This window comes from Natrinema salsiterrestre (genome assembly GCF_029502005.1).
Taxonomy (GTDB): domain Archaea; phylum Halobacteriota; class Halobacteria; order Halobacteriales; family Natrialbaceae; genus Natrinema; species Natrinema salsiterrestre.
The window spans coordinates 1-25,894 of sequence record NZ_JAMQOT010000006.1; the positions used below are offsets into that span (position 1 = coordinate 1).

28 protein-coding genes and 1 rRNA gene are annotated in these 25,894 nt (G+C 65.9%); 19 read left to right on the plus strand and 10 right to left on the minus strand.

What is annotated here, in order from left to right; all coding sequences use genetic code 11:
• Positions 1 to 120 (minus strand): 16S ribosomal RNA (locus NDI89_RS16395); the annotation flags it as partial.
• An 898-nt stretch (positions 121 to 1,018) separates the two neighbouring features.
• Between NDI89_RS16395 and NDI89_RS16400 the strand changes: the two genes are divergently transcribed.
• A complete protein-coding gene (locus NDI89_RS16400) occupies positions 1,019 to 1,396 on the plus strand; it encodes an ArsR/SmtB family transcription factor (protein WP_226004593.1) in 378 nt (125 codons plus the stop codon).
• Positions 1,393 to 1,689 (plus strand): DUF7521 family protein, encoded by a 297-nt coding sequence (locus NDI89_RS16405; protein WP_226004594.1) that lies wholly within the window; start codon positions 1,393 to 1,395, stop codon positions 1,687 to 1,689. Before NDI89_RS16400 ends, NDI89_RS16405 begins: the two co-directional genes overlap by 4 nt.
• 14 nt (positions 1,690 to 1,703) lie before the next feature.
• Here the strand turns inward: NDI89_RS16405 and lpdA are convergent, their stop codons facing one another.
• From lpdA to lipA, 5 genes are all read right to left on the minus strand, one after another.
• Positions 1,704 to 3,170: a dihydrolipoyl dehydrogenase gene (lpdA, locus tag NDI89_RS16410; protein ID WP_277522986.1), complete on the minus strand. Its 1,467-nt coding sequence runs from the start codon at positions 3,168 to 3,170 to the stop codon at positions 1,704 to 1,706.
• A gap of 62 nt (positions 3,171 to 3,232) precedes the next feature.
• Complete coding sequence (locus tag NDI89_RS16415; RefSeq protein ID WP_277522988.1) at positions 3,233 to 4,891, minus strand: 2-oxo acid dehydrogenase subunit E2; 1,659 nt, start codon at positions 4,889 to 4,891, stop codon at positions 3,233 to 3,235.
• A gap of 1 nt (position 4,892) precedes the next feature.
• On the minus strand, positions 4,893 to 5,885 hold the full coding sequence (locus NDI89_RS16420) for an alpha-ketoacid dehydrogenase subunit beta (RefSeq protein WP_277522991.1): 993 nt from the start codon (positions 5,883 to 5,885) through the stop codon (positions 4,893 to 4,895).
• 1 nt (position 5,886) lies between these two features.
• The gene (gene pdhA, locus NDI89_RS16425) at positions 5,887 to 6,996 is read right to left on the minus strand and encodes a pyruvate dehydrogenase (acetyl-transferring) E1 component subunit alpha (protein ID WP_277522993.1); all 1,110 of its coding nucleotides are present in this window, start codon (positions 6,994 to 6,996) and stop codon (positions 5,887 to 5,889) included.
• A 270-nt stretch (positions 6,997 to 7,266) separates the two neighbouring features.
• A complete protein-coding gene (lipA, locus tag NDI89_RS16430) occupies positions 7,267 to 8,229 on the minus strand; it encodes a lipoyl synthase (protein ID WP_277522995.1) in 963 nt (320 codons plus the stop codon).
• Between the two features lie 163 nt (positions 8,230 to 8,392).
• On the opposite strand from lipA, the gene NDI89_RS16435 reads away from it, so the two are divergent.
• The 3 genes from NDI89_RS16435 (at position 8,393) to NDI89_RS16445 (ending at position 12,192) form a co-directional block, all read left to right on the plus strand.
• Positions 8,393 to 8,908 carry a PH domain-containing protein gene (locus NDI89_RS16435; protein ID WP_277522997.1) on the plus strand — a complete coding sequence of 172 codons (516 nt, stop codon included), beginning with the start codon at positions 8,393 to 8,395 and terminating at the stop codon, positions 8,906 to 8,908.
• A gap of 128 nt (positions 8,909 to 9,036) precedes the next feature.
• Complete coding sequence (locus NDI89_RS16440) at positions 9,037 to 9,642, plus strand: DUF7978 family protein (protein WP_277522999.1); 606 nt, start codon at positions 9,037 to 9,039, stop codon at positions 9,640 to 9,642.
• A 168-nt stretch (positions 9,643 to 9,810) separates the two neighbouring features.
• A complete protein-coding gene (locus NDI89_RS16445; protein ID WP_277523000.1) occupies positions 9,811 to 12,192 on the plus strand; it encodes a DEAD/DEAH box helicase in 2,382 nt (793 codons plus the stop codon).
• Positions 12,193 to 12,284: 92 nt separating this feature from the next.
• Here NDI89_RS16445 and NDI89_RS16450 read toward each other — a convergent pair whose 3' ends face one another.
• Both NDI89_RS16450 and NDI89_RS16455 read right to left on the minus strand, forming a co-directional pair.
• Positions 12,285 to 12,947, minus strand: a complete 663-nt coding sequence (locus tag NDI89_RS16450; protein WP_277523002.1) for an HAD family hydrolase — start codon at positions 12,945 to 12,947, stop codon at positions 12,285 to 12,287.
• Between the two features lie 62 nt (positions 12,948 to 13,009).
• Positions 13,010 to 13,606: a DJ-1/PfpI family protein gene (locus NDI89_RS16455; RefSeq protein WP_277523004.1), complete on the minus strand. Its 597-nt coding sequence runs from the start codon at positions 13,604 to 13,606 to the stop codon at positions 13,010 to 13,012.
• Between the two features lie 288 nt (positions 13,607 to 13,894).
• On the opposite strand from NDI89_RS16455, the gene NDI89_RS16460 reads away from it, so the two are divergent.
• From NDI89_RS16460 to NDI89_RS16525, 14 genes are all read left to right on the plus strand, one after another.
• Complete coding sequence (locus NDI89_RS16460) at positions 13,895 to 14,371, plus strand: hypothetical protein (protein WP_277523006.1); 477 nt, start codon at positions 13,895 to 13,897, stop codon at positions 14,369 to 14,371.
• A gap of 9 nt (positions 14,372 to 14,380) precedes the next feature.
• Complete coding sequence (locus tag NDI89_RS16465) at positions 14,381 to 14,755, plus strand: hypothetical protein (RefSeq protein WP_277523008.1); 375 nt, start codon at positions 14,381 to 14,383, stop codon at positions 14,753 to 14,755.
• A 293-nt stretch (positions 14,756 to 15,048) separates the two neighbouring features.
• Positions 15,049 to 15,765 carry a DUF4382 domain-containing protein gene (locus NDI89_RS16470; RefSeq protein ID WP_277523010.1) on the plus strand — a complete coding sequence of 239 codons (717 nt, stop codon included), beginning with the start codon at positions 15,049 to 15,051 and terminating at the stop codon, positions 15,763 to 15,765.
• Positions 15,766 to 15,854: 89 nt separating this feature from the next.
• The gene (locus tag NDI89_RS16475) at positions 15,855 to 16,205 is read left to right on the plus strand and encodes a hypothetical protein (protein WP_226004612.1); all 351 of its coding nucleotides are present in this window, start codon (positions 15,855 to 15,857) and stop codon (positions 16,203 to 16,205) included.
• Positions 16,206 to 16,310: 105 nt separating this feature from the next.
• The gene (locus NDI89_RS16480; RefSeq protein ID WP_277523013.1) at positions 16,311 to 16,559 is read left to right on the plus strand and encodes a hypothetical protein; all 249 of its coding nucleotides are present in this window, start codon (positions 16,311 to 16,313) and stop codon (positions 16,557 to 16,559) included.
• 111 nt (positions 16,560 to 16,670) lie between these two features.
• A complete protein-coding gene (locus NDI89_RS16485; protein ID WP_277523015.1) occupies positions 16,671 to 17,801 on the plus strand; it encodes a DUF7345 domain-containing protein in 1,131 nt (376 codons plus the stop codon).
• A gap of 167 nt (positions 17,802 to 17,968) precedes the next feature.
• Positions 17,969 to 18,655 carry a DUF7096 domain-containing protein gene (locus NDI89_RS16490; protein WP_277523018.1) on the plus strand — a complete coding sequence of 229 codons (687 nt, stop codon included), beginning with the start codon at positions 17,969 to 17,971 and terminating at the stop codon, positions 18,653 to 18,655.
• 102 nt (positions 18,656 to 18,757) lie between these two features.
• Positions 18,758 to 18,988: an Lrp/AsnC ligand binding domain-containing protein gene (locus tag NDI89_RS16495; protein WP_277523020.1), complete on the plus strand. Its 231-nt coding sequence runs from the start codon at positions 18,758 to 18,760 to the stop codon at positions 18,986 to 18,988.
• A 498-nt stretch (positions 18,989 to 19,486) separates the two neighbouring features.
• Positions 19,487 to 19,894 (plus strand): hypothetical protein, encoded by a 408-nt coding sequence (locus NDI89_RS16500; RefSeq protein ID WP_277523022.1) that lies wholly within the window; start codon positions 19,487 to 19,489, stop codon positions 19,892 to 19,894.
• A 63-nt stretch (positions 19,895 to 19,957) separates the two neighbouring features.
• Entirely contained in the window at positions 19,958 to 20,623 is a 666-nt protein-coding gene (locus NDI89_RS16505) for a DUF4382 domain-containing protein (protein WP_277523024.1), read from the plus strand.
• On the plus strand, positions 20,613 to 20,810 hold the full coding sequence (locus NDI89_RS16510; RefSeq protein ID WP_277523026.1) for a hypothetical protein: 198 nt from the start codon (positions 20,613 to 20,615) through the stop codon (positions 20,808 to 20,810). The genes NDI89_RS16505 and NDI89_RS16510 overlap by 11 nt, the downstream gene beginning before the upstream one ends.
• Before the next feature lie 165 nt (positions 20,811 to 20,975).
• The gene (locus NDI89_RS16515) at positions 20,976 to 21,752 is read left to right on the plus strand and encodes an endonuclease NucS domain-containing protein (protein WP_277523028.1); all 777 of its coding nucleotides are present in this window, start codon (positions 20,976 to 20,978) and stop codon (positions 21,750 to 21,752) included.
• Between the two features lie 334 nt (positions 21,753 to 22,086).
• Positions 22,087 to 23,163, plus strand: a complete 1,077-nt coding sequence (gene endA / locus NDI89_RS16520) for a tRNA-intron lyase (protein WP_277523030.1) — start codon at positions 22,087 to 22,089, stop codon at positions 23,161 to 23,163.
• Between the two features lie 91 nt (positions 23,164 to 23,254).
• The gene (locus tag NDI89_RS16525) at positions 23,255 to 24,415 is read left to right on the plus strand and encodes an FtsZ/tubulin family protein (protein ID WP_277523032.1); all 1,161 of its coding nucleotides are present in this window, start codon (positions 23,255 to 23,257) and stop codon (positions 24,413 to 24,415) included.
• 6 nt (positions 24,416 to 24,421) lie between these two features.
• Here NDI89_RS16525 and NDI89_RS16530 read toward each other — a convergent pair whose 3' ends face one another.
• Both NDI89_RS16530 and NDI89_RS16535 read right to left on the minus strand, forming a co-directional pair.
• Positions 24,422 to 25,360: an ornithine cyclodeaminase family protein gene (locus tag NDI89_RS16530; RefSeq protein WP_277523034.1), complete on the minus strand. Its 939-nt coding sequence runs from the start codon at positions 25,358 to 25,360 to the stop codon at positions 24,422 to 24,424.
• A 69-nt stretch (positions 25,361 to 25,429) separates the two neighbouring features.
• Positions 25,430 to 25,825, minus strand: a complete 396-nt coding sequence (locus tag NDI89_RS16535; RefSeq protein WP_277523036.1) for a methylated-DNA--[protein]-cysteine S-methyltransferase — start codon at positions 25,823 to 25,825, stop codon at positions 25,430 to 25,432.
• Positions 25,826 to 25,894: the final 69 nt, after the last annotated feature.

Consider the following 25,894-nt stretch of genomic DNA (forward strand, 5'->3'; position numbering starts at 1 on the left):
GATCCATAGGGCAGTTTGGCCACGTGTTACTGAGCTATCTGCTACGAGTCTAAACTCGTGCAACTAGCATGGCTAAATCGGACTCCAATAGCAATGACCTCCGGCAGGATCAACCGGAATGCTATATGTACTCCCCGTGAGGGGAGGGTCTGTTGGCGGTGAATGTTCGTACACACTCACACATAATGGTCCACGTTCGATGACGCGATGATCGCCGACCGATCGGGCGTCACCGAACTACCAAGGCTAACATCAGATCCCATCTGTACGGCGGACCGCAGGGGTGGAATCCTCATCTCTTGCGGATATAGTCCTACGCCGTCAGGGGTACAAAACCCCTTCGGGTTCGACCTATCCGAGATGACGGGACGAGTTGAACGTCCCGCCGATCACACGTTCTTCGTGTTCACATCCGAATGCCCTCGTACATATAAGGGCGTCGGATCGCCACCACGCCGAAAACCGCATCCGGCGAGGTGGTGTACGATCACAACTGAACGCCCAAGCACGTATAAGGGCTCCGGATCGTCGAAGCCGGTATCACCGGCCACGAACACATCCATAGTGGAGCCCTCGTACTCGTATAAGGCCGTCGGAACGAACCGACGGAACGTTCGAGGGTGGATATGATGCCTCCCTCCGCGCCGGGTTGCGGCCGGAGGGAACGTGGCGGTGTGCGCCACGTCGTTCGCATTACAATCGAATGCCCGGTTCACATATAAGGCCGTCGGACCAGATCGGTATCGAAACCCGGTACCATGGCACGTTTTTCCACGAGAATGTGGCGAGGATGACGGTAATAAATGTAACAGCTCCTCGAGCTCGTCGAGACGTCGAAGTGAAAATGTCACGCGGGCGGAGGTCGGCCGGTCATCCCGCCCTTGTAGGGAGTCGGACCGAATGATACCCGCGTGCTCGCACTCGAGCGTGTACGCGCAAGAAGCCTTCGTATCGCGGGTCGGTACGGCGGGGGATGCATCGATGCCGATAAACCACGTGCGTCGTAAGAGGGAGACGAATGGTCCGGGACCCGTTCGCTTCGGAGTCGACGCCGTCCGCAGAGGAGATCTGCTCTGCGCTGGACGATCCCGACTGTCGTGAGATAATTCGGACTCTCGAGGAGCCACTGACGGCCTCGGAGCTATCGAAGCGGTGTGAGATCCCGCAGTCGACGCTGTACCGGAAACTCGAGGTGTTGACCGAGTCGACGCTGCTCGAGGAATCGACCGAGATTCGACAGGACGGGCATCACGCGAGCAAGTATTCGATCGCGTTCGACGAAATCACGCTCGGACTGGACGAGAATCGAGAGCTCGCGGTCGAGATCGAGCGGCCGGCCCGAACTGCGGACGAACGGCTCGCGGAACTGTGGTCGGAGGTACGAAAGGAAACATGAATCCGCTTCCAGCAGGCCCGACGGAGATGGCACTCGCTCTCGCAGTCGTCAAAACGCTCGTTCTCGTCGTCGGGGGCGTCATCACGTATTTCGCGTTCAAAGCGTACCGTCGGACGAGACAACCGGCACTGGGCTATCTCGCGCTCGGGTTCGGGCTCGTCACACTCGGGTTGGTGCTCGCCGGGATGCTCACCGAGGTGTTTCAGCTACACCTCGTGACCGGGATTTTGCTCGAGAGCCTGCTCGTCCTGGCCGGCTTCCTCGTGATCGCGTACTCGCTGTACGTGCAATAAACAGAGAATACGGATTACCGGTTCAGCGTGTGAATCGCGTGCCCGAGTGCGTTTTCGGCGGCTTCCATGACGGACTCCGACAGCGTCGGGTGGGTGTGGACCGTCGCGGCGACGTCCTCGAGCGTCGCTCCGAGTTCGATCGCGAGGCCGAGTTCGGCGATCAGCTCGGAGGCTTCGGGGCCGACGATGGAAGCGCCGAGGACGTAGCCGTCCGCCTCGTCGGCGACGATTTTGACGAAGCCGTCGGACTCGCCCGTCGTGAGCGCGCGGCCGCTGGCCCGGAACGGGAACTGTCCGACGACGGTCTCGAAGCCGGCCTCCTCGGCGTCGGATTCGGTCATGCCGACGGTGCCGATTTCAGGGTCGGTGAAGACGGCTGCGGGCATGGCCTGGTAGTCGATCGCCGCGGGTTCGCCGGCGATCACCTCGGCCGCGACCTGGCCCTCCGTGCTGCCCTTGTGAGCGAGCATCGGTTCGCCGGCGACGTCGCCGACGGCGTAGATGTGGTCGACGTTCGTGCGCGCACGCGAGTCGGTGTCGATGAAGCCGCGGTCGTCGGTCTCGACGCCGGCGGCCTCGAGATCGAGCGTGTCGGAAACCGGTTGACGCCCGACAGCTACAAGTACCTTCTCGGCGTCGAGCTCGAGGCGTTCGTCTTCGACGGGTTCCGCACTTCCACCGTCGGCAGCGGCCCGATCCGCGGGTTCGGCGACGACGCGGATACCCCCGTCGTCACGGTCGTGCCAGTTCGATGCCGTGTAGCCGAACTCGAAGTCGATCCCTAGATCGTTCGCCCGTTGCTTCACTGGGCGTTTGAGATCGTCGTCGTACCCGGGAAGGATCGAGTCGAGCATTTCGACGACGGTCACGTCGGTCCCGAGTTTGGCGTAGACGCCCGCGAGCTCCATCCCGATGTACCCCGCGCCGACGACGACGAGCGAGTCCGGAACCGACTCGAGTGCGAGCGCCCCTTTCGAGTCGAGGACGGGCTCGTCGGCGTACTCGAAGTTCGGGATCTGAATCGGGCGCGAGCCGGTCGCGATGACCGCGTGTTCGAACTCGAGCGTTTCCGAGCCCTGTCCGTCACCGCTGTGGGAGACGCGGGCGGTGTGGTCGTCCGCGAAGCGGGCCGTGCCCTCGAGGAGGTTGACCTGATTCGCCTTGCAGAGTTTCTCGACGCCGCCGGTGAGCTGGTCGACGACGCCGTCTTTCCAGTCCATCATTCCGGCGAGATCGATCGCCGGATCGGCGTGAATGCCCATCTCCTCGGCGGTAGCCGCCTCGTGTGCGACGTCGGTGGCGGTGATCAGTGCCTTCGAGGGAATACAGCCATAGTTCAGGCAGGTTCCGCCGTAGGCGTCTTTCTCGACGAGCGTGACGTCGAGATCGAGCTGGCCCGCGCGGATCGCGGCCACGTAGCCGGCGGGGCCTGCACCGATAACCAGTACGTCCGTGCCGGTGGTGACGTCTCCGACGACCATCAGTCATCCACCTCAATCGTGTGTAATAGTGTTGCGCTCATGTTCGGTAGCTTCTTGTTCGATCACTCGAGCAATAGGAGGCTCGGGTTCTCGAGGTACTCCATGACAGTGTTCGTAAACTGCGCACCGACGGCGCCGTCGATCAGCCGGTGGTCGAACGACAGAGAGAGCGTCATCACGGACCGCGGTTCGATCGACTCGGTCCCGTCGTCGTCGGTTACGACGCGCGGTTTGCGCTTTATCTCGCCGATCGCGAGGATCCCCGCTTCGGGGTAGTTGATGATCGGCGTCGCATACTCGCCGCCGATGCCGCCGACGTTGGTGATCGTGAACGTCGATCCCTGCAGTTCGCCGGGACTGATCGTTCGGTCGCGGGCCTTCTGGACGACCTCGTTCATCTCCGAGGAGAGCTGCAACAGTCCCTTCCGATCGGCGTCCTCGACCACCGGGACCATCAGTCCGACGTCGGTCGCGGTCGCGACGCCGATGTTGTAGTAATCGCGGTAGACGATCTCGTCGTGTTCCTCGTCGATGACCGCGTTCATCTCGGGGAATTCCTTCAGCGCCGCGACGACGGCTTTCATGATGAACGGCATGTAGGTCAGCCGGATCCCGCGCTCCTCGGCGCGCGGTTTGAGGTCGTCGCGGGCGTCGACGAGTGCCGTCACGTCGACCTCGTCGTGGTGGGTGACGTGTGGGGCGCTGTACTTCGACTCGACCATCGCCTCGGCGATGCGCTTGCGGACGCCCCGGAACGGCTCCCGGCGTTCGCGTTCGCCCTCGGCGAACTCCGTTCCCTTCGTTCCGACCTGCTCGCCGGCTTCGGCCGCCTCCCTGTCCGCTTCCTGCGCCCGTCGCTGCACCTCGGCGTACTCCCGGACCGCGTCGGGCGTGACGAACGCCTCGCCGTCGCGCTCCTCGGTGGCCGGGACTGCGTCGATATCGACGCCTTCCTCCTCGGCGAGTCGCCGGGTGGCTGGCGCGGCGAGCGTCCTGTCGCGGTCTGCGGAATCGACCCGTGCCGGTGGCTCGGACGTCGATTCGCTCGGACTCGAGCCCTCGACTTGCGCTGACGGTTCGTCTCCACCAGCGCTCGTCTCGCTCGAGCCGTCGGCTCTCGACGGCACGGATTCGGCCGCCGGTTCCGTCTCAGCGGAGGGCTGGGCCTGCGCGCCGGCGGCGGCTCCGCCGCTCGCGACCGCCTGCACGTCGGCCGCGGTGATCCGGCCGCCGGGGCCGCTGCCCTCGATACTCGAGAGGTCGATCCCCTCCTCGCGCGCCATCCGTCGCACGCGCGGGGGCGCGAAGATCCGACCCTCGGGCGCCTCGACCTCGTCAGCCTCGGCACCGGTCGCACCGGGACTGCCGGCGGGTTCGCCATCCCCGTCTCCGGTCTCGGTCGCCGTTTCGGACGCATCGACGCCGTCGGGCTCGCTCGCCCGCTCCCCCGTTTCGTCGGGCGTCGGTTCCTCGTCCGCTTCGCCTTCCACGTTGAACGAGATGATCACCGTCCCGACCGGGACCATCTCGCCCTCCTCGACGTGCAGTTCGCGGACCGTCCCGTCGACCGGTGCAGGGACCTCCACGAGCGCCTTGTCCGTCTCAACCTCCGCGACCGGCTGGTCCTCGGAGACCGTCTCGCCTTCCTCGACCAGCCACGAGACCAGCTCGCCCTCAGCGACCCCTTCACCGACGTCCGGTAGTTCGAACTCTCGGACCATGTTAGAACTCCACGGCGTCTCGAATCCCGTCCTCGATGCGCGCCGGCTCGGGCAGGTAGTAGTCCTCGAGCGCGTACAGCGGGAACGGCGTGTCGAAGCCCGTGATGCGCTCGACCGGCGCTTCCTGGTACAGGAGCGCTTCCTCCTGGATGGTGGCGGCGATTTCGGCACCGAGACCGCCCGTCTTGGGTGCCTCGTGGACGACCGCCGCGCGGCCGGTCTTCTTGAACGATTCGACGATCGTCTCCTCGTCGAGCGGCGACACCGTTCGCAGATCGACGACCTCGACGTCGATCTCGCCCGCGAGGTTCTCCGCCGCCTCGAGCGTCGGCCGGGTCATCGCGCCCCACGTGAAGACCGAAATGTCGCTCCCCTCGCGGCGGACGGCCGCCTCGCCGATCGGTACCTCGTAGGATTCGTCCGGCACTTCCTCGCGGAAGGCCCGATAGATGAGCTTCGGCTCGAGGAAGATCACCGGGTCCGGACTCCGAATGGCGCTGGCCAGCAGCCCCTTGGTGTCGTAGGGGGTCGAGGGGATGACGACCTTGAGTCCGGGCTGGTGGACGAACATCGCCTCCGTCGACTCGGAGTGGTGTTCCGGCGCGCGGATCCCGCCGCCGTAGGGGGCCCGGATGACCATCGGACACGTGTATCGGCCGCGGGAGCGCGTTCGCAGGCGCGCCGCGTGCGAGACGATCTGATCGAACGCGGGGTAGATGAAGCCCAGGAACTGCATCTCGGGCACCGGCCGCATGCCGTAGGCGGCCATCCCGATCGCCGTTCCGACGATACCGGACTCCGCGAGCGGCGTGTCGATGACGCGATCCCCGCCGAACTCGTCGTAGAGCCCTTCGGTCGCGCGGAAGACGCCGCCGTTCTTGCCGACGTCTTCGCCCATGACGACGACGTCGTCGTCGCGTTCCATCTCCGTGTGCAATCCGTCCCGCACCGCCTGTACCAGCGTGAGGTTCTCTGATCCTGATTCTGCAGCCATGTTATCCCTCCAGTAACGCGTCGTCGCCGTAATCCTCCCGGATCGATTCGAAGTACTCGAGCTGTCGCCGTAACCGTTTGGGCATCCCCTCGTACACGTGTGCGAAGATTTCCTCGGGATCGGGGCGTTCGACCGATTCGGCCGAATCGACGGCGTCGGCGACCGTCTCCTCGATCCGGGATTCGATCGCGTCGATTCGCTCCTCGTAGAGGATCCCGTTCGACCGCAGATACGTCTCGAGGCGCGGGATCGGGTCCTTCTGTTTCCAGCGTTCGACCTCCTCGTCGTCCCGGTAGACGGACGGATCGTCGGCAGTGGTGTGAGCCCCGAACCGGTACTGGACCGCCTCGATCAGCGTCGGCCGCAGTTCGTCTTCGTCGGGGTCTTTCGCCTTCTCGACCGCCTCCCTGGTGACTTTGTACACCGCCAGCGGGTCCATGCCGTCGACCTGGACGCCCTCGAACCCGTAGGCGGTGGCCTTCTGGGCGAGGGTCGCACTGGCCGTCTGCCGCTCGCGGGGCACCGAGATGGCCCACTGGTTGTTGTTACAGAAGAAGACGTTCGGGGTGTCGAAGACGCCCGCGAAGTTCAGGCCCTCGTGGAAGTCACCCTCGGAGGTCGCGCCGTCGCCGAAGTAACAGATGAAGGCCTTCTCCTCGTCGCGGAGTTTCGATGCCCAGGCCGCCCCGGTCGCGTGGGGGATCTGCGTCGCGATGGGAACGGCGACCGAGAAGATGTTGACGTCCTCGGGCACGTAGTTGCCCTGTTCGTGGCCCATCCAGTATAAGAGGGTTCGCTCGAGCGAGAGCCCGCGAACCAGCCCGACGCCGTGTTCGCGGTAACTCGGGAAGACCCAGTCGTCTTCCGCGAGCGCGTGGGCGCTGCCGACCTGTGCGCCCTCCTGGCCGGACAGCGGCGGATAGGTACCCATCCGCCCCTGCCGCTGGAGGCTGACGGCTCGCTCGTCGAACCGGCGCACGAGCCGCATCTGTTCGTACATCTCGACGAGCCGGTCTTCGGAGAGGTCCGGCACGTCGGCACCCTCTCGGACCCGACCCGCCTCGTCGAGCACCTGTACTCGTTCCTGGGGATCGCGCTGTAGCGTACTCACGGGAAGACCCACCTGTACATACTCGGGGTAACTATCGCTCAGGGTAAAGGAGTTTCCCAAATAGTTTACTATCAATGAGATTCTTGCCAATCAGTCGCAGAACTACTATGCGACGGTAGACGGTTTTGGGTAGAAGTGTGTCGAAATGGTTGTTTCTTCGCATTCGTCGAATATCACGCTCCGTGCGAAGGAGCGATTGGACGAAAGTGGAATTCTCTTGTAATATATCGACGGTCGAGAAGAGACGGACCGAGGAGGGGCACCGCCCGGTCAGGATTCGGTCTGTCGGGGCTGCGTTCGACGCGCGTCGGCTCTCGCCTCTGTAACGCTCTTCCCCTCCCGAAGGACCGCATCGACGAATAACTCGCCGGCTTTGTACGACGAACGCACCATCGGCCCGCTGGCACAGTAGAGGAACCCTAACTCCTCCTCGGCGACCCGACGCCACGTCTCGTACTTGTCCGGCGGGTCGTAGCGCTGTACCTCGAGGTGATCCCGCGACGGCCGCAGGTACTGCCCGAGCGTGACGATGTCGACGCCGCGCTCGCGGCAGTCGGCCAGCGTCTGGTAGACCTCGTGGTCGTACTCGCCGTGACCGAGCATGACCGAGGTCTTGGTGTAAATGTCGCTTTCGCGGTCGACCTGTTCGAGCACCGAGAGGGACTGGTCGTAGCCGGCGCGGCGGTCCCGAACGGGGAATTGAAGCCGTTCGACGGTCTCGACGTTGTGGGCGATCACGTCCGGATCGGCGTCGACGATCTTCCGGACGAGTCGTTCCTCGCCCTGAAAGTCGGGGATGAGGACCTCGACGAGAATGCCCGGATGTCTGTCCTTGATTTCGCGAATCGTTTCCGCGAAGTGGCTCGCGCCCTGGTCGGGCAGGTCGTCCCGATCGACGCTCGTCAGGACGACGTAATCGAGCCCGATCTCGGCGACTGCGTCGGCGACGTTCGCCGGCTCGTCGGGATCGAGCGGCTCCATGCCACCGGTCTGGACGTCACAGAAGTTGCAGGCTCGGGAGCAGCGATCGCCCATCAGCATGAACGTGGCCGTGCCGCCGTCGCCGTTGCCCGTGCCGGCACCGCCGGACCAGCACTCCCCCAGATTCGGGCAGTTGGCCTCTTCGCAGACGGTGTGCAGGTTCCGATCGCGCAGCGTCTCGCGGATGTCGGTGAACTCCTGGCCCGACGGCGGCCGCATCTTCAGCCAGTCGGGCTTGCGCGCGCGGCTCATATCTCCTCATCGGGCCGCGCAGTCAAAAACCGTGGTGGTCATCGGTCCGTCTCGCAGTTGGAACGGGGACGGCCCACCGGAACGGCTGAAAGAAGGCGTCACGACGGGTAACCGGCCCATTCCCCCGATAGCTTTACGGACGGGAACGGAATAGGCTGGGCCGATGGCCCTCGGCTCGACGCCCGACTGGTTTCACAGCAGCGACGACGAGGACGTCGTCTGGGAGAGCCGTCCCCACCCGGTTACGATGGGGGGTGGCCTACCGATCGGGGTGGGACTCGCGCTCGCCGGCTTCATCGTCGCCGGCTGGAGCGGGACGGACGGCGTCGGCCCGCTGACGATCGTCGGCGTCCTCATGACGGTCGCCGGCGGGATCCTCGCGTTCGCGCGCTATCTCGTCTGGACGAACACCCGCTACGTCATCACTACCTCGGAGCTCTACAAGAAACGGGGCATCGTCTCGAGGAACGTCACCCAGTTTCGCCTCGAGCGCGTCCAGAACATCAGCCTGTCCCAGTCCGGGATCGGCCGCCTGCTGGGCTACGGCGATCTGACCGTCTACACCGCCGGGTCGGGCGATCCCGAACTGGTCTTCCAGCGCGTTCCCCAGCCGGACCGGGCCAGCAGCCGACTCAGCGACCAGCTCGAGAGCGTCGCGACCGACGAGAGGGCCGTCTAGCGTTCAATCCCGAAATCGGTACCTCACCCCGTCGAGCAGACTATTCGGGGACGAATCGATTCCCGAACGGATTACTCGGGGTTAAACCACAAGACCCATTATATCAACACACTTCTAGATTCTCTACAATGTCTTCACAGATGGCAACGTCCGAAGAGAGCGGAGTACCGGGAGCCTCGAGAGTCGCGGCGAGTGCGGGACTCGGTGTCTTCGCGGCCGTGATCGGCTATCTCTTCACGTACCTCCTGATCAGTGGGGAGGTCCGTGAGAACGTCAGCGAGAACGTTGCCGAATGGAAGGCCGTGGCCTGGTACTTCTATAACGGCCACATGGTCGACATCCAGAGCACCGGGAGTTTCGGATCGTTCGGCGGGACGGACACCGTGAACTTCATCGCCGAGTCGAGTAGTTCGACTGCCGGGATACTGTACGTCCTGCCGCCGCTCGCGTTGCTCGCAGTCGGCGCGTTCCTGGCCTACCGGTGGAACACGACCGACCTCGGCGAGGCCATCATCGTCGGGACGCCGGTAACGATCGGGTACGCGCTGGTCATGGGCATCGGTGCAGTCGTCACCGAATCCAGCGCCGAGTGGTCCACCTTCGGAATCGAAGGGAGCAGTTCAGTCGCACCGGTCCTCGTGCCCGCGATCCTGCTCGGAGGGATCATCTACCCGCTGGTGTTCAGCAACGCCGGGGCTGCGATCGCCACCGCGTTCAATAGCCGGGAGCGATAGGAGCCACCGACAGTCACCACACAGCCGATCGCGCGATGACAGCGCGGTTCGACGGGAACCGCGAGCGAGACCAGCAATCTACGCGATCGGTGTGTGACTCGATTCGGTCGATGCGGTACTGCGCCTCGAAGGAAACGCCTTTGACTCGGCGCTTCCCCTTTCCGCGTGATGGAGGTCGCCGAGGTTCTCCCCGAATTCGCCGACGCGTTCGCCTTCGAGGAGTTCAACCGGATGCAACGCGAGGCACTGCCCGCACTACTCGAGTCCGAGGACAACGTGGTCGCGAGCGCGCCGACCGCCTCGGGGAAGACGGCGCTCGCGGAGCTGGCGATCTGTAAGTCGCTCGCGGAGGGGGGCACCGCGCTCTTTATCGCCCCGATGCGAGCGCTCACGAACGAGAAGGAAGACGACTGGGACCGCTTCGAGGAGCTGGACTACTCGGTCTACGTCGTCACCGGCGAGCGCGATCTGAACCCGCGCCGTGCGCGCCGGGCGGACATCCTCGTGATGACCCCCGAGAAGCTCGACTCGGCGACCCGCAAACACGATTCGCGACGCTACGACTTCGTCACCGATATCGACGTCTGCGTCATCGACGAGGTTCACCTGCTGGACGCGGACCGGCGCGGATCGGTGCTCGAGGTGACGATCTCCCGCCTGCGCCGGCTCTGTGACCCCCGTATCGTCGCGCTCTCGGCGACGATGCCCAACATCGGCGACGTCGCGGCGTGGCTGGACGCCCCCGAGGAGACCACCTTCGAGTTCGGCGAGGAGTACCGGCCGGTCGAACTCAACGCCGGCGTCAGGACCTACACCCACGGCGACAACTCCTTCGCCGACAAGTACCGCCGCCTCTACCGGGCGCTTGACCTCGCTGAGCCGCACCTCCGGGAGGACGGCCAGTCGCTCGTCTTCGTCTCCTCCCGACAGGATACCGTCCAGGCCGCCAAGAAGGCCCGCGACGAGATCGCCGAGCGCGACATCCCGATGGGCGCTCGCGGCGACTACGATTTCCACACCGAATCGAAAGACGAGATCGACGACGCGACGCTCCGCAAATCGGTGCTCGACGGCGTCGCCTTCCACCACGCGGGACTCTCGAAGAACGACCGCGACCTCGTCGAAGAGTGGTTCAAAGAGGGCCACATCGAACTGCTGTTCTCGACCTCGACGCTGGCCTGGGGCGTCAACCTGCCCGCACGCTGCGTGGTGATTCGGGACACGAAACACCACGACCCCCTCGAGGGCGAAGTCGACATGAGTCCGCTGGACGTGCTCCAGATGCTCGGCCGCGCCGGCCGACCGGGCTACGACGACGTCGGCTACGGCTGGGTCGTCTGCGACAACGCCGAGGCGGACAAGTACCGGCGGCTGCTCCGCGACGGGAAGGAGATCGAATCTCGACTCGCGGAGAGCCTCGAGACCCACCTCAACGCCGAGATCGCGATGGGGACGATCACCGACCTCGAGGACGTGATGGACTGGCTCGAGACGACCTTCTACTACGTCCGCGGCCAGTCCAAACCCGACGAGTACGATTTCCCGAACCTCCGCCAGCGGGTGCGGGACTGCCTCGAGGGGCTGGTCGAGCGGGGCTTCGTCGAGACCGGCGAGGAACTCTCGATCGAGGCGACGCCGCGGGGCGTGTTGACCTCGAAGTACTACCTCAGGCTCGATACCGCCGCCCGGTTCGCAGCGCTGTGCGACCGCGTCGAGAGCGAGGGCGACGACGGCGACGACGGGCGGGACGAACTGACGACCGACGACGTGCTCCGAGTGGTCGCGACCGCGGCGGAGTTCGACTCGGTGTCGGCCCGGCAGGACGAACGGGACGCGATCGACGCGGTCCTCGTCGGCGAGGAGACGGACGACCTCGAGGCGGGCGAGCGGAAGGTGCTCGCGATCCTCCGGAGTGCGGCCAGCGGGACGACGCCGTCGGAACTCCGGAGCGACGCGTGGGTCATCCGGCAGAACGCGACGCGGCTCCTGTCGGCGCTCGGCGCCTTCCTCGACCGGTTCGTCGGCCCCCACGCCGCGAACCTCGCGCGCCGGGTCGAGGCCCGCATCGAGAACGGCGTCGCCGAGGACGCGGTCGGACTGACCGCCATCGACGGCGTCGGGGCCGGGCGAGCGAGCAAGCTCGCGACAGAGGGGCTATCGACCCCCGGCGACGTCATCGGGGCCGGCGTCGCGGGGCTCGTCGACGCCGGACTCTCGGAGGGGGTCGCCGAACGCGTCTACGAGGGCGCCCAGTCGCTCCCCGCGATCGAAATCGAATGGGGGCGGTTCCCCGAGACCGTCGCGACGGGCGAGAACGAGGTCCGCGAAGTCACGGTACGTAACGTCGGGGAACCGGGTCGCGCCGGCATCCGAGTGACCGTCAACGGCGTGGAGATGACGACCACGAACGCGTACCTCCGGGACGAGGAGACCGTCCCCGTCGGGGTGTTCGGTGCGGACGCCGACGAACTCGAGTATACGATCAGCGTGGCGTTCCCCGAGGAGCCGTTGATTCCGATCGAAGCGAGTCGGACGGTTCGGGTCCGGTAGGGGGTCGCGGGCGACCGCCATCACCGCAGCCGCACCGTTCGAAGTCGTTCTCACAGAGAACACAAAAGACGGTTCCGTCGGGTTCGAGGTCGCTACGCGTGCTGATTCTTCGTCAACGAGCGTACGCGATCGCGGAGCTCCGTCGGCGAATCGACGATCTCGTCCGCCGACGACCGATCGATATCGCCGTGGGCGTCGATCCGATAGGCGACGACGGTCGTCCCCGCTCGAGCGGCTGCCTCGATCCCGTTTGCCGAGTCTTCGACGACGATGCACTCCCCGGGCGGAACTCCGAGTTCGGCGGCCGCGTGCTCGAAGACGTCAGGGGCCGGCTTGCTCGCCGCGTCGATGTCGTCGGCACTGATGACGCGATCGAACCGTCCCTCGAGGTCGAAGCGCTCGAGGACCATGCCGATCCAGTCGTGCGGTGAGGAGGAGACGAGCGCCGTTGGAACGCCGCAGTCGTCCAGTTCGGCCAGAAGATCGTGGAGGCCATTCAGTAACTCGGTGCGTTCGGTGTAGATCTCCTCCGCAGCCTCGTCGAACCGTTGGACGAACTCCTCGCGGGGGATCGCGGTTCCGTACGCCTCGTCGAGATAGTCGTAGATCTCGCGGAAGTTCATTCCGCTCGTCTCGGCGAGATCGACGTCTTCGTCGGGGACGGTCGCGGGAAGGATCTCATCGCGCTGGAACGCGACCCAGTAGTCCTCGCTGTCGACCAGGACGCCGTCCATGTCGAACAGTACAGCGGTCATGTACGGCGGCGTATTCGACGGCGCCGTATAGCCGTTTGGCAGGCGCTCGAGTCCGTCGCCGCTCAGCTGACGACCTCGCCGCGGCGTTCGTGCTCCATCTCCGTCTCGACCGCCGCGGCGATCTCCGGCCCGAACTCGCGCTCGAGCAGCCACAGCGCCAGATCGATCCCCGCGGTCACGCCGCCGGCGGTGAGCACGTCGCCGTCGTCCACCACGCGCGCGTCGGCCTCGGTCGTCGCGTAGGCCTCGAGATCGTCCATGGCGACGGCGTGGGTGGTCGCGGGCCGGTCCTCGAGCACGCCCGCGTTCGCGAGGACCATCGCACCGGTACAGACTGAAGCGATCGTCGCGCCGTTGGCGAACCGCTCGGCGACAGCGTCCGCGAGCGCGCCCTCGTTCACGACGGCCCGGACGCCGCCGTCATCGGTGGTCCAGCCGCCTCCGGGAACGAGCAGGATATCGGGCTCGCCGAGGGTTCCGTCCGGTTCGACGCGGAGGCCGTGACTGGCCGTTACGAGATCGGCGGGCTCAAGCGTGACCAACCGCGTCTCGAGGGGGGCTCCGGCCCGGGCGCCGTTCTCGAGGACTTCGTAGGGGCCGATCGCGTCGAGTTCGTCGACGCCGTCGAACAGCACGATTTCGGCAGTCGTCGTGTCCATACTCGATGACTCTCGCCGGTGGAGAAATCCGTTGTGCTCGCGCCGGATGGTGAGGCGGATCGTCGGCCTCGCGATTCCCTGTGACGAAGCGCGCGCACTGCGTCGGTTCGCTCGGAGACGTCGCCCGGCCCGTTCCACTGACCGGCACGGACGGGACCACGTTCGATCCGCGTTGAACGGGACACAAACCGACGAAAACGACCGTCAAATAGATTCAAACTTGCGAAAACCGGGTTCACGGCATCCCCCCTTCAAGACCGTCCGGCCACCGAGAGTCGGATGCAAGCTATGAACCGAACAACGCTCATCGCAGTCGCGCTCGCTGCACTGATCGCGGCGACCGGATTCGCCGCCGCAGCACCCGGAAACGCTCCCGTGTCCGTGGACGCGAACGCGGACAGTCCCGACGAACAGCACGCGAACGAACACGCGGCCGACGACCAGCAGGCCGACGACGGTCAGAACCGAAGTGAAAACGGGGCCGCTGCCGCCAACGGTGCCGACGAACGCGGCGGACAGGGACCGAACGTCGACCTCCCTGAGCAAGTCCCCGACCACGTCTCGCAAATTCACGACCGAATTTCGTCGTTCCTGAACGACGACCTCGACGGCTCGCTCGGCGACGCCGTCAGTGACGTGACGCCTGACGACGAAAGCGACGAGGCTGACGATACCGACGAAGGCGACGCTGACGACGAGCAGACCGAGGAAGACGCTGACGATACCGACGAAGACGACACCGACGACGAACAGACCGACGCATAACTGACTCCCATGCCCACACCCGCTCCGTCGATGGCGATCGGGCTCGAGGACCGGCTGCTGGCGTTCGCCGTCAGCCTGCTGGTCGGCGGCGTGGCCCTCCACGCCGCCACCCACGTCGTCGCGGACACCCGCGACTACGCCCACGCGGTGTTGACTGCGTTGCTCGGCGCGCTGGCCTGGGCCGTCCTCGAGTGGGTCCCGCTGCTCGGCGGCGTGCTGGCTGCCATCGCGTGGGTCGCCGTCGTCAAGTGGCGCTACCGGCTCGGCTGGATCCGCTCGGGTGCAGTCGGAATCACCGCCTGGGCGGCCGCCGTAGTCGTCCTCGCGGCCCTCGAGTTGGTCGGGATCGGTTCGGTCTCGGCACTCGGCGTACCGGGTGCCTGAATCACCTCCCCGCTGACGCGTTCCCCGCTGACGCACCCCTCCATCACCGACGATCCTCCCACTGATGCAGTCCCTCGCCGACCCCCTTCACAGGGATCACTTCTGTTGAAACCGTCTCGGACTGGCCGCCGGGGCGCCCCCTCCCATTTCACTACCTGTCTACGCTGGAACTATTTTAGTCAATATACGGGTGCTGAGGGCGGAATTGAACTGACAGAAACGAAATCAACGGTGGAAAATCGGACGGATCATCGCCGGGGTATATCAGCCGGCGATGATTGCGGGTAATCGTAATGGATTCAATCGACGGCGTCGATCGACGCGATTATCTCAAACTAGCTGGCGGTGCCGTGGCAGGTAGTACCGCTGGACTCAGTGGTTGTCTCGGCGGGAACGAAGGCGGCGAGGCCGGTACCGGTACGCTCGGGACGCAGATCACCGACCAGCCCGGCGACATCGCCGACTTCGAGTCGTGCGTCGTCACGGTTCAGGGAATCTGGATCAAACCGACCACTGAAGACGACAGCGACGACGAGGACGACGGCTCTGCGGACGAGGAGAACGCGACCGAGAACGACAGCGAGACCGACGAGCAGGACGAGTCGAACGTCGACGAGGGCGATGGGAGGGAGTATCACGAATTCGACGAGCCACAGGAGGCCGACCTCGTCGACCTGCAGGGAGAGAACACGCAGCTCGTCGACGAACGAGAGCTGACGGTACGGGAGTACGAGTACCTGCAGCTGGACGTCACCGGCGTCACGGGAGAGCTGAAGGAGGGCGGCGAGGCCGAGGTATCGACGCCCGGAAACGCGCCGCTGCAGTTCAAGGAACGTTTCGAGATTCGAGAGGATCAGCGGACCACGTTCGTCGGCGACTTCACGCCCGTTCGTCAGGGACAGCGGGATCGGTACCTCCTGCAACCGGTCGCGAAAGGAACGCGAGTCATCTACGAGGACAGCGACAGTGACGAGAACAGCACCGAGAACGAGTCCGAAGACGACATGTAACGACCACCCTCGCTCGAGCAGACCAGTCGAAAACGGAGCGGGCGAGTATGACACAATCTATATCTGTCGGGGAAAGAGAGACGGAGGAAATGGCTCCTTTCACCGGATCCCTCGTTGCCTTCCTCGTCGCACTACTTGTCGGCGGGCTGGCAATTTTCATCAGCGCGAAGCTCGTCGTCGGCGTCGACGACTATTCACACGCAGTCATTACGGGTCTCCTCGGGGCCGTCGCCTGGGCGCTGACCTCCTGGATACCGCTGCTCGGTCCGATCGTCGCACTGATCGCCTGGGTCTGGGTCATCAAGTGGCGCTACCCCGGCGATTGGGGGACGGCCGCGGTCATCGGGCTCGTCGCCTGGCTCGCAGCGCTCGGCATCCTCTTCGTTCTCAACAGCGTCCTCGGGCTCGGAGTCGGCGCGTTCGGCGTCCCCGGCGCATAGCTGGCGCCAGTCGAGAGCGTCCGATCGATATCCGGCGCAAATCGACGAAAATCCAGTCGATCGACTACCCAGTTAATGGGGGCAGACCGTCACCGATCGATCGTGATGCAGAGACAAACGATACTGACGATCGCGATCGCGGTGACGCTCCTCGTCGGCGCGACGGGCGCTGCGACGGCACAGCCAGCACAGGGTCCCCCGGACGACCTGCCGGAGCCGGTCCCGGAGTTCGTCTCCGATATTCTCGGGGCGATAAGCGACTTCGTCGGCGGCACCGTCGACTCACTGGGTGACGTCGTTCGAGGACTCACCCCCGGTGGTGACGCAGCCGGATCGAACGGACCCGGACAGTGACATCGGGTTGACTCTTTCTGAGAAAGATCGTCGAATATGACGCCATAGCGCCCACACAGCACCATATACGACTTCCGCATGTTTTAAGCGAGATTGCAAGTACGAATTCGTATGAACGGTCGCGTCCGCTTGACGGCCGTCGTCGTCGCGGTACTCCTCCTCGGAACGGGACCGGTGGGAGCCGCCACCGGGGCCACGACCACTGCACAATCACAATCGAACCCGTTTGCGGTCCAGCAGGACCAGATCGACGCGGACGAGGTCCGAATGGACGTCGCGGTCCGGCCGAACGGAACCGCCGAGTGGACCCTCGAGTTCTGGGTTCACCTGGACGACGACGAGAGCGAGACGGCGTTCGAATCGCTGCAGTCTGATATCCGAAACGATCCCGACAATTACACGCGGAACCTCGCCGACCGGATGGACGAGACGGTCGGCGCGGCGAGCGACGCGACGGGCCGAGAGATGTCCGCCGATGAGTTCACCGTGACGACCGAGCGCCAGTCGCTCGCTCGCGAGTACGGCGTCGTCAGGTACACGTTCCGCTGGGACGGATTCGCAGCGGTCGACGGCGACGAGCTCCGAGCCGGCGACGCCATCGAGGGGATTTACCTCGACGACGGCACGCGGTTGTTGATCGAGTGGCCGGCGGAATACGAACGGACGTCAGTCACGCCCGAGCCGGACGACGAACGGGAGCGCGCGGTGATCTGGCGGGGCGGCGAGACCGATTTCGTCTCCGGCGAGCCCCGCGTCGTCGTTACCGCCGGCGGCGGACTCGGTACGGCGGCCCTCGCGGGAGCTGCGGTCGTCGTCGCGGGACTCGCCGCCACCGGTGCGTGGTGGTACCGCAACCGCGAGTCGACGGCTGGGCAGGCGGCCGGCGGAGAGGACGCGCCCGCGGCCGGTTCCGGATCCGAGTCGGGAGCCGCGTCGGGCACCGCGACGGTATCCCCGACGGCAGACGGTTCGGCGGCCGCGAGCGCGGCGGCGGTCGATACCGAACTGCTCAGCAACGAGGAACAGGTCCTCCAGCTCCTCAGGAACCAGGGCGGTCGGATGAAACAACAGGCGGTCGTCGAGGAGCTCGACTGGACCGACGCCAAGACCAGCAAGGTCGTCAGCGGGCTCCGCGAGGACGGCGAACTCGAGTCGTTCCGTCTGGGTCGCGAGAACGTCCTCTCGCTGCCGGACGAGGACGGCGAAGGGACGAACGAGGCCGACGGTGACGGACCGGCGTGACTCGAGGTGCCGGATACCGCGTTCGCCGGGGCGGGCGACCGGATCGGTCGAAACCGCCGAAACCGACGGACGGAGACGGGTCGAAAACGGCGTTGAATGGCGTTAACCGTCGGTGAACCCAAGTCATCGTCTCGAGTATATATTACCCAACGAAGCAATTGACATCCATGAATCGAACCACGTCGATCACGCTGGCAGTGATGCTCGTCGTCGCGACGGTCGCGGTTCCGCTCGCCGCGGCGAGCGTCGCCTCGAACGGAAGCGTCCAGGACAATACCGAATCCGGAAACGAGTCGATCGAACCCGGCGAACAGTTCGCCGCCGCCGTCGGCGTCCAGAACGCCGAGGTCGAGGGCGACGTCTCGGAACGCGCCTTCGGCGTCAGGATCGCGAACGCCGAGACCGACGAGACGAAAGCCGCCGTCGTCGCCGAGCAGTACGAGGAAAGCGAAGCGCGCCTGGCGAAACTCGAGGACAGACTCGAGACGTTAAACGAGTCCCGCGAGGCCGGTGAGATCAGCGAGGGCCGCTATCGCGGGGAAGTCGCGAAGACCACCGCCGAGATGCGAACGATCGAGCGACAGGCCGCGACGGCCGAGACGACCGCGGCCGGACTGCCCGACGACGTGCTCGCCGACCGCGGCGTCGACGTCGATTCCATCCGGGCGCTGCGAGACCGCGCCGGTGACCTCGGCGGGCCGGATACGGCGTCGATCGCCCGTTCGATCGCCGGTAACGATGTCGGACAGTCGATGGGCGACGATCGCGCCTCCCGCGGATCGGGTGCCGGTGGCAACGAATCCCGGACGGACGGAAACGGAACGAGTGACCAGCGACTCGAGACGAGCGGCTAACGGACCGGCCGGCTGAACCGAGACTGACGACGAGCCGTTCGCAGTGCGAGGCGATCGCGGCGCACTTTCGTTTTTTACGGGACGGGATCGTAGCTGGGTGAGATGGTCGACGCGTACGCGATGCTCGACACCGCAGCTGGAACCACCGAAGAGGTGTGTCAGTCCCTGCGCGACGACGCGGGCGTCACGGAGGCACACGTCATCGCGGGTGATTTCGACATCATGGTCGAGTTGACCGGCGAGGAGCCCCGCGACATACTCGAGACGGTTACCGAATCGATTCGACCGCTCGAGGGGGTCGGGGCGACCCGTACGTACCTCTGTATCGACTGACACCGGAGGGCGATCCGATCGTCGGGAAGGGGGAGCAGTTACCGACGGGTTCGTTCGAACGATCGCGGTCGGATGAGAGATCGTAGTTCCTCACCGGAATCATCGATACCGGATCGATATCCGGCCGATCGGAGCGGGCCACGGGACGCGATGGACGGGTCGAATCGGTCGCTGCGAAACGGGAGCGGTCCAGACACGGACGTGGGTGTCGTCTCGGGGGACCAGATGTGACGCCGACCGGTCTACTCGGACGCCGACCGGGTCGGGTGGACGGGTAATCGACGGATCGAGCGCCGATCCACCGCCGCGTCTCGGCAATTCCTCGACGGTGTGGTGACCGATCGAGGTTCACTTCTGGCGAGCCCGTATCAGCACGAATTTTGAGACACCAATTGGGACCCACGGAACCGTTATATCCGCGTAAATGCGGCCAAATCGGCGAAACTCGTCGCTATCAACTATCCGGATTAAGTGGTCGTCCGAGAAGGACCAGATGCGATGAACGGAACGAAGCTACTCACGGCGGCGATGGCGGCGCTGGTGTTGGTCGGCGGCCTGACCGCCGTCGGCGCGGCGACGCCCGCGGACGTATCGAACGCGAACAGCGGCGAAGCGGAGGCGGCGAACGCGAGCGAGGCGGACGACGACACGACCGAGACAGCCAACGCGAGCGAGAACGCGGGCACCGCTGACGATCGGGCCGGTACCGTCGGACCGGCTGACGGACTTCCCGAACAGGTGCCCGATCACGTGAGCGAGATTCACGACGCGATCGAGTCGTTCCTCGACGGATCGATCGATTCCCTCGGCGAGTCGGTGAGCGACCGCCGATCCGACGATAGCGGCGAGGAGACCAGTGACGATGAAAACGGCGGAGACGGCGACGCTGCAGCCCAGAGCAGCTAACACACGGAAACGGACATCTCGAACTGGACGAAGATCGAACCCAGATCACACGGATTCAAACCTATGACAGAACTCAATCGACGGACGTATCTCAAATCGGCAGGCATCGCAACGGCGGGAACGATCGGACTGGCGGGCTGTACCGGCGCGAACGCGGCGACCGGGACGCTCGCGACGCAGGTCACGGACCAGCCGGGAGACATCGCTGACTTCGAGTCGTGCATCGTCACGATCCAGGGAATCTGGGTCAAACCGAGCGGCGACGGCAGCGACGGCGAAGACGCGGAAGCAACGGACAACGAAACCGACGACCAGCAAGACGGGAACGAGACGGTCGACGAGCAGGACGAAAGCGACGTCGACGAAAGTGATGGCCGCGAGTACCACGAATTCGACGAGCCCCAGGAGGCGGACCTCGTGCAACTGCAGAACGGGAACACGCAACTGGTCGACGAACGCGAGCTCGAGGCCGGGGCCTACGAGTTCCTCCAGCTCGACGTGACGGGCGTCGAGGGCGTGCTCGAGGACGGGGGCGAGGCCGACGTCGGGACGCCCGGGAATGCGCCGCTCCAGTTCAAGCACCGGTTCGAGATCCGCGAGGACCAGACGACGACCTTCCTGGGCGATTTCACGCCCGTTCGTCGGGGCCAGACGGAACGGTACCTCCTCCAGCCCGTCGCGAACGGAACGCAGGTCGAGTACGAGGACGCGACGCAGGATGACGGGTAGCGCAGCGGTGCTGTTCGCCGGCCCGATCAGCTCGCCGCTGACGCTCGTCGTGGCGGCGATCCTGGTGGTCCTCGTCCTGGTGTTCGGCCGGGGCCTGTTGGCGCTGACGTGGCGGGTCGTGCTCAACGCCCTCGCCATCGTTCTCGCCATCTGGGTGCTCGCTGCACTCGGGATCGGCCCGTTTTAAGCCGTAGCGATTCCGAAAGCGCCGTCCGGCCGGCGGCAGTAACGCAACCGAATTCCGGTATCGGGCGATCGGCCAGCTAGTTCTGCTATCGAGTTCGAGCGATCGGTGGCGATCCGCCGGTCGCTCGTCCGCGGGTTTAAGTACGAAACCGCGGCCAACGACCCCATGATCGACGACGCGATCCGCGTTCTCGCGGGCGATTGCACCGTCATCGCCGAAGGCACCGACCGCGAGGAGTACCGCGGCCGAGTGACCACGATCGTCAAACCGGACAACACCGTCCTCGTCCACGACACCGACGGCTACCAGCCCGTGGCGTGGCTGACGCGGGCCGACAGCGTCTCGAGCGACCGACAGGACGGCTTCACGCTCGTCGCGAAGAAAGACACACAGACGTTACGAATCGCCGCCCACGAACGAGATGGGTTCGCACACTACCCCACCTCTGCGGCCGGGACGCCCGTCGGCACGTGTCCCGACTGCGGCGGGGCGCTCGTGCGCTCGAGCGGCGTGCACTGCGTCGGCTGTGGCGACCGCTACGGCGTGCCCGCGGACGCCACGGTCCGGGACGAGCACTGCGATTGCGACTGCGGGCTCCCGAAGATGCGCGTCGAGCGCGGCCTCGCGTTCAACGTCTGCCTCGATAGGGGCTGTGAATCCCTCGACGCGGCGGTCAAACAGGCGTTCGACCGCGAGTGGGCGTGCCCGGAATCGGACTGCGACGGCGACCTCCGAATCCTCCGCCGCGGCGGGCTCATCGCCGGCTGCGAACACTATCCCGACTGCGACACCGGCTTCGCCGTCCCCGCCGGCGTCGTCGACGGCGAGTGCGACTGCGGGCTGCCGGCCTTCGAAACGAGAAGCGGGATCCGCTGTCTCGACGCGACCTGCGATCGGGCACTCGAGGGGGCGCTCGAGGCCGAACCGACGGCCGACGACTGAACGACCCATCGCATAAAACGTACTGGCCACCCGCTCCGAGACGGCGTCCCGACTAGCCGTCGCTGCGGTGGGTGGGACTGAAAGGGGCTGACTCGGTCCGGGACGCCGGACGACGCAAGGACCGCAACCGAACGAAGTGAGGTGAGGACCACAGCGAGTCCTGCGACCGGAGCGAGTCAGGGGCTTTCAAGGTGTTCGAATCGGAGACGATTCAGAATCCGATCACGGTTCTCGGATCGGATCTCACCGAAACGATAGTTCAGTGATAACGTACGGCACACCCGAATAAGAATCGATCCGCAGCCACTTAGTGCCGGCCGGCAAAGCCACGGGTATGTCACTCGAGGGGCGGTTCGACGCGGACGAGGGCCTCGTCCGCGTGGGCAGCGACGCTCGCCAGCGGTATCACGACTCGCGGGGCTACGGCTATCCGCTCGAGGGGAACGAGATCGCCCTCGCGCCGGTCGAAGCGGCCCATCTGCTCTACCGCGGTGATCTCGACAGCATCGTCCACGCGGAAACCGGCGAGCGACTGGGATTCCGCGAGTTCATTTCCCGCGAACCCGGCGACGATTTCGGCGTCCGGTTCCTCGTCTACGCGGACCTGCGCTCGCGGGGGTTTTACCTCTCGCCGGCCGCGGAGCCGTGGGTTCCGGACCCACCCGGTGGCGAAGCCGATTTCGCGGTCTTTCCGCGGGGGAAGGGACCCCGCGACGGCGAGATCGCGTACCCGTTGCGGGTAATCGGCGAGCGGACCGACGTTCCCGCCGCCGAACTCGCCGAGGGCGTGCTGGCTGTCGTCGACGAAGAGAGCGAGATCACCTATTTCGAGATCGATCGCCGGGACCCGACCGGGTCGTCCAGTGGGGATGCCGCGCTACCAGAGGACTGCGAGGCCGGCCTCCTCGCCGATCGCGTCGTCGTCTGGGAGCCCCCCCTCGATCTCTACGAGCGGACGTTCTACGGCCAACCGCTCGAGGGACGGGAGTACGACGAGCCGACGCTGCAGTGTTCGCTGCTCGAGGCGACCTACCTCGCCGAGCGGGGCGCGATCGACCTCGAGGCGGCGACGGTCCGCGAGCGGGGCCGCGAGGTCGAGGGCGAGCGCTTCGATCGGCGGCTGACCGTCTACACGGAACTCCGAGAGCACGGCGTCGTCCCAAAGACGGGGTACAAGTTCGGCGCGGACTTCCGGACCTACGCCGACGTGGAGTCGGTGGAGAACCTCGGCCACTCCGAGCTGCTCGTCCGCGTGCATCCGGCGGCGTACGTCTTCGAGCCGCGGGATTTGGCACTGGACGTCCGGCTCGCCCACGGCGTCCGGAAGACGATGGTGTTCGCGCTCGTCGGCGACGAGTCCGACGGGAGCGAGGAGATCGAGTGGTGGTCGCTCGAGCGCCTGACGCCGTAGCGAACTGACGTTACGCGCGAACCGGTAGTCCGACTGAAATTTATTTTTCCACAACGGAAACGTAAAAGTTCCGACGGCAGAGTGTGAGCGTATGCAACTCGAGGTGATCGGCGTCGGGGGGGCGGGTTGTCGAATCGCCGATGCGATCAGAGCCGCGGAGCCGGCGGGGCACTCGTTTCTCACCGACGTGTTCGCGTTCGATACCGACGAATCGGATCTGCAGCGGGTCGTCGTTCCCGAATCGCATCGCCATCGGTACGGTCGGGGAACCGGACTCGAGGACGGCGACGGTCTCGAGGGCGACTTCGAACGGGGATTCGAGATCGGGCAGGTAGCTGCCGACGGACTTCTGGAGGTGCTGGATCGCGGGACGCCGTCCGCTGCCGACGCGTTTCTCGTCGCCGTCGGTCTCGGCGGCGCGACGGGCGGGGGAACGGCACCGGCGCTCGTCGCTGCACTACAGCGCCAGTACGACGTCCCGGTGTACGTTCTCGCGACGCTCCCGGCCGACCGGGAGTTCGATCCCGACGCCGACGCGGCCGGAACCGGACCGCACGCGGGGACGACCGCGAGGGGCGACGCCGACGCGGTCCCGCGACCGAACGCCGCGACGAACGCGATCACCGCGCTCGACCGACTCGACGGGCTCGCGAACGCGATCGTCGTCTTCGACAACGAGGCGTGGCTTCAGCCCGGCGAGACGGTCGTCGACGCCCGCGATCGCTGCAATCGGGAGCTGGCGACGCGAGTGGGGGCCGTCTTCGCCGGCGGAGGAGCCGGATCGGGCGACGTAACCGCCCAGAACGTCGTCGACGCGGCCGACATCAACCGGATCCTCGGCAACGAATCCGCCATCGTCGCGCTCGGCTACGGCGATCAGGACGCCGACACGGGCGGCTCGCGGTTCGGCCTCGGCCTCGTCTCGGCGGAGCCGGACGTCGACACGGGTGAGGCGGTCAGCGCCATCGAGACCGTCGTCCGGAAGGGGATTCGCGGCAAGCTCACCCTCGAGTGCGACCCCGAGACGGCCGAGCGCGGGCTGTTGATCGTCGGTGGCCCGCCGGCGTGGCTCAACCGGCGGGCGATCGCGGAGGGGCGCGGGACGCTCGAGGCGACCGTGGGCGAAAACGGCGTCCTCGGCGGCGACGCGCCGCGACCCGACGGCGAGGCGGTCTTCGCGGCGGTGGTACTGGCCGACGTCGAGTCCGATCGAGTCGCGAAGCTGCGGGCGGTAGCAGAGACGGCGCGGTAGTGTGGGCTAGTACGACGCGTCGAACTCCTCGAGAAACCGCTTTCCTAACACGACCTCCGTTCCGGCGAGCCCGACCGAACAGAACAGCGTGAGATCGTCTGCGTTCGTGCGGCCCAGATCCGGATTCTCAAGCACGTCGGCGAGTTCGACCAGCCGCTCGCGGTCCTCGCCAGACGCGACGTACGGCCGGTCGTAGGCGTCGACCTGCGGCAGCGAGTCGGTCGCGATGACGTCGGCGCGGTCGACGACCGCGAGCGGGAGTTCGTGGGCGTCTTCGAACCGCGGGCCGATCGTGGTGACGTGGGTCCCCGGCTCGAGCCAGTCGGGATCGAAGACCGGGTCCTCGCTGTTCGTCGCACAGACGAGCGCGTCGGCTTCTCGGACGACCGGTTCGGGGTCGTCGACCGCACGGACGGACGGTTCGACCTCGCTATCGACCGTCTCGGCAAAGGACGCGCGGCTCTCGGCGGTCGGGCTGTAGACCAGCACCTCCTCGAGGTCGCGGGCGGCACACGCCGCGCCGACCTGCGCTCGAGCCTGGAACCCCGACCCGAGGATCCCGAGCGTCTCGCTGTCCGCGCGTGCGAGGCGGTCGATCGCGACGCCGCCGATCCCGCCGGTCCGGAGGCCGCCGATCGCGTGGCCGACGAGTAGGCCTTCGAACGTCCCGGTGCCCGCGTCGAAGACCGCGACCAGTTCCGTGTGCCCGTCGCCGTCGTCCGGATGGGTCTCGTAGACTCGGAACCCCGCCGCGCCGGTCGGCCCGGTGGCCGCGCCCGCGGTGAACACCAGGTCGCCCTCGCCGGCGTCGACGCGCCAGCGCGGCGGGGCCTCGAGGGTGCCGGCAGCTCGTTCCGCGAAGGCGTCGCACATGGCGTCGACGACCGTTCCGTAGTCGAACTGTGAGTAGACGTCGCCGTCGGTGAGAATCGGAAACTCGACCATTGGAGGGCGGTCGAGCGGGCGGAACATAACAGTTCGTGAGAGAAGGGGCCCGATCGCGTCGCTCGCTCCCTATCGCTCGTCGGGAATCGGAGCTCCCTCGTGCTCGAGTAACTGCCGTTTCAGGTCCAGTCCGCCGCCGTATCCGACGAGCGAGTCGACGCCGACGATCCGGTGGCACGGAACGATCACGGGGATCGGATTGCGGCCGCAGGCCTGCCCGACGGCGATCGGCGCGCTGTCGAGCGCCGATGCGATCTCCCCGTACGTTCGCGTTTCGCCGACCGGAATGTCCGTCATCGCCCGCATGACAGCGCCCGTGAAGTCGTCGGGATAGGTGATCTCGAGGTCGAATTCGTCGCGCGTGCCGGCCTCGTACTCCCGTACCTGTTCGCGGATCGTCACCGGGTCCGCATCGATCCGCAACTCGTCGATCTCCCGTTCGTGGCCGAGTATCTGGACCTGCATCGATGATCGATGTAGGAGGTAGCCCCACTTCACTCTCACCGGTCGATGATTTCGGCGACGGCGAAGCCG

Excerpts from the sequence above, each read along its gene's own strand:
- NDI89_RS16475 (WP_226004612.1), top strand. The coding sequence starts at position 15,855 with ATGGCTCCTTTCACCGGATCCCTCGTTGCCTTCCTCGTCGCACTACTT.
- NDI89_RS16415 (WP_277522988.1), bottom strand. The coding sequence starts at position 4,891 with ATGGTCCGAGAGTTCGAACTACCGGACGTCGGTGAAGGGGTCGCTGAG.
- NDI89_RS16465 (WP_277523008.1), top strand. The coding sequence starts at position 14,381 with ATGCCCACACCCGCTCCGTCGATGGCGATCGGGCTCGAGGACCGGCTG.
- NDI89_RS16445 (WP_277523000.1), top strand. The coding sequence starts at position 9,811 with ATGGAGGTCGCCGAGGTTCTCCCCGAATTCGCCGACGCGTTCGCCTTC.
- NDI89_RS16480 (WP_277523013.1), top strand. The coding sequence starts at position 16,311 with ATGCAGAGACAAACGATACTGACGATCGCGATCGCGGTGACGCTCCTC.
- NDI89_RS16500 (WP_277523022.1), top strand. The coding sequence starts at position 19,487 with ATGAACGGAACGAAGCTACTCACGGCGGCGATGGCGGCGCTGGTGTTG.
- NDI89_RS16455 (WP_277523004.1), bottom strand. The coding sequence starts at position 13,606 with ATGGACACGACGACTGCCGAAATCGTGCTGTTCGACGGCGTCGACGAA.
- NDI89_RS16470 (WP_277523010.1), top strand. The coding sequence starts at position 15,049 with ATGGATTCAATCGACGGCGTCGATCGACGCGATTATCTCAAACTAGCT.
- NDI89_RS16440 (WP_277522999.1), top strand. The coding sequence starts at position 9,037 with ATGTCTTCACAGATGGCAACGTCCGAAGAGAGCGGAGTACCGGGAGCC.
- NDI89_RS16505 (WP_277523024.1), top strand. The coding sequence starts at position 19,958 with ATGACAGAACTCAATCGACGGACGTATCTCAAATCGGCAGGCATCGCA.
- NDI89_RS16450 (WP_277523002.1), bottom strand. The coding sequence starts at position 12,947 with ATGACCGCTGTACTGTTCGACATGGACGGCGTCCTGGTCGACAGCGAG.
- NDI89_RS16405 (WP_226004594.1), top strand. The coding sequence starts at position 1,393 with ATGAATCCGCTTCCAGCAGGCCCGACGGAGATGGCACTCGCTCTCGCA.
- NDI89_RS16510 (WP_277523026.1), top strand. The coding sequence starts at position 20,613 with ATGACGGGTAGCGCAGCGGTGCTGTTCGCCGGCCCGATCAGCTCGCCG.
- lipA (WP_277522995.1), bottom strand. The coding sequence starts at position 8,229 with ATGAGCCGCGCGCGCAAGCCCGACTGGCTGAAGATGCGGCCGCCGTCG.
- endA (WP_277523030.1), top strand. The coding sequence starts at position 22,087 with ATGTCACTCGAGGGGCGGTTCGACGCGGACGAGGGCCTCGTCCGCGTG.
- NDI89_RS16435 (WP_277522997.1), top strand. The coding sequence starts at position 8,393 with ATGGCCCTCGGCTCGACGCCCGACTGGTTTCACAGCAGCGACGACGAG.
- NDI89_RS16485 (WP_277523015.1), top strand. The coding sequence starts at position 16,671 with ATGAACGGTCGCGTCCGCTTGACGGCCGTCGTCGTCGCGGTACTCCTC.
- NDI89_RS16495 (WP_277523020.1), top strand. The coding sequence starts at position 18,758 with ATGGTCGACGCGTACGCGATGCTCGACACCGCAGCTGGAACCACCGAA.
- NDI89_RS16420 (WP_277522991.1), bottom strand. The coding sequence starts at position 5,885 with ATGGCTGCAGAATCAGGATCAGAGAACCTCACGCTGGTACAGGCGGTG.
- lpdA (WP_277522986.1), bottom strand. The coding sequence starts at position 3,170 with ATGGTCGTCGGAGACGTCACCACCGGCACGGACGTACTGGTTATCGGT.
- NDI89_RS16535 (WP_277523036.1), bottom strand. The coding sequence starts at position 25,825 with ATGCAGGTCCAGATACTCGGCCACGAACGGGAGATCGACGAGTTGCGG.
- NDI89_RS16460 (WP_277523006.1), top strand. The coding sequence starts at position 13,895 with ATGAACCGAACAACGCTCATCGCAGTCGCGCTCGCTGCACTGATCGCG.
- NDI89_RS16515 (WP_277523028.1), top strand. The coding sequence starts at position 20,976 with ATGATCGACGACGCGATCCGCGTTCTCGCGGGCGATTGCACCGTCATC.
- NDI89_RS16490 (WP_277523018.1), top strand. The coding sequence starts at position 17,969 with ATGAATCGAACCACGTCGATCACGCTGGCAGTGATGCTCGTCGTCGCG.
- NDI89_RS16400 (WP_226004593.1), top strand. The coding sequence starts at position 1,019 with ATGGTCCGGGACCCGTTCGCTTCGGAGTCGACGCCGTCCGCAGAGGAG.
- NDI89_RS16530 (WP_277523034.1), bottom strand. The coding sequence starts at position 25,360 with ATGGTCGAGTTTCCGATTCTCACCGACGGCGACGTCTACTCACAGTTC.
- NDI89_RS16525 (WP_277523032.1), top strand. The coding sequence starts at position 23,255 with ATGCAACTCGAGGTGATCGGCGTCGGGGGGGCGGGTTGTCGAATCGCC.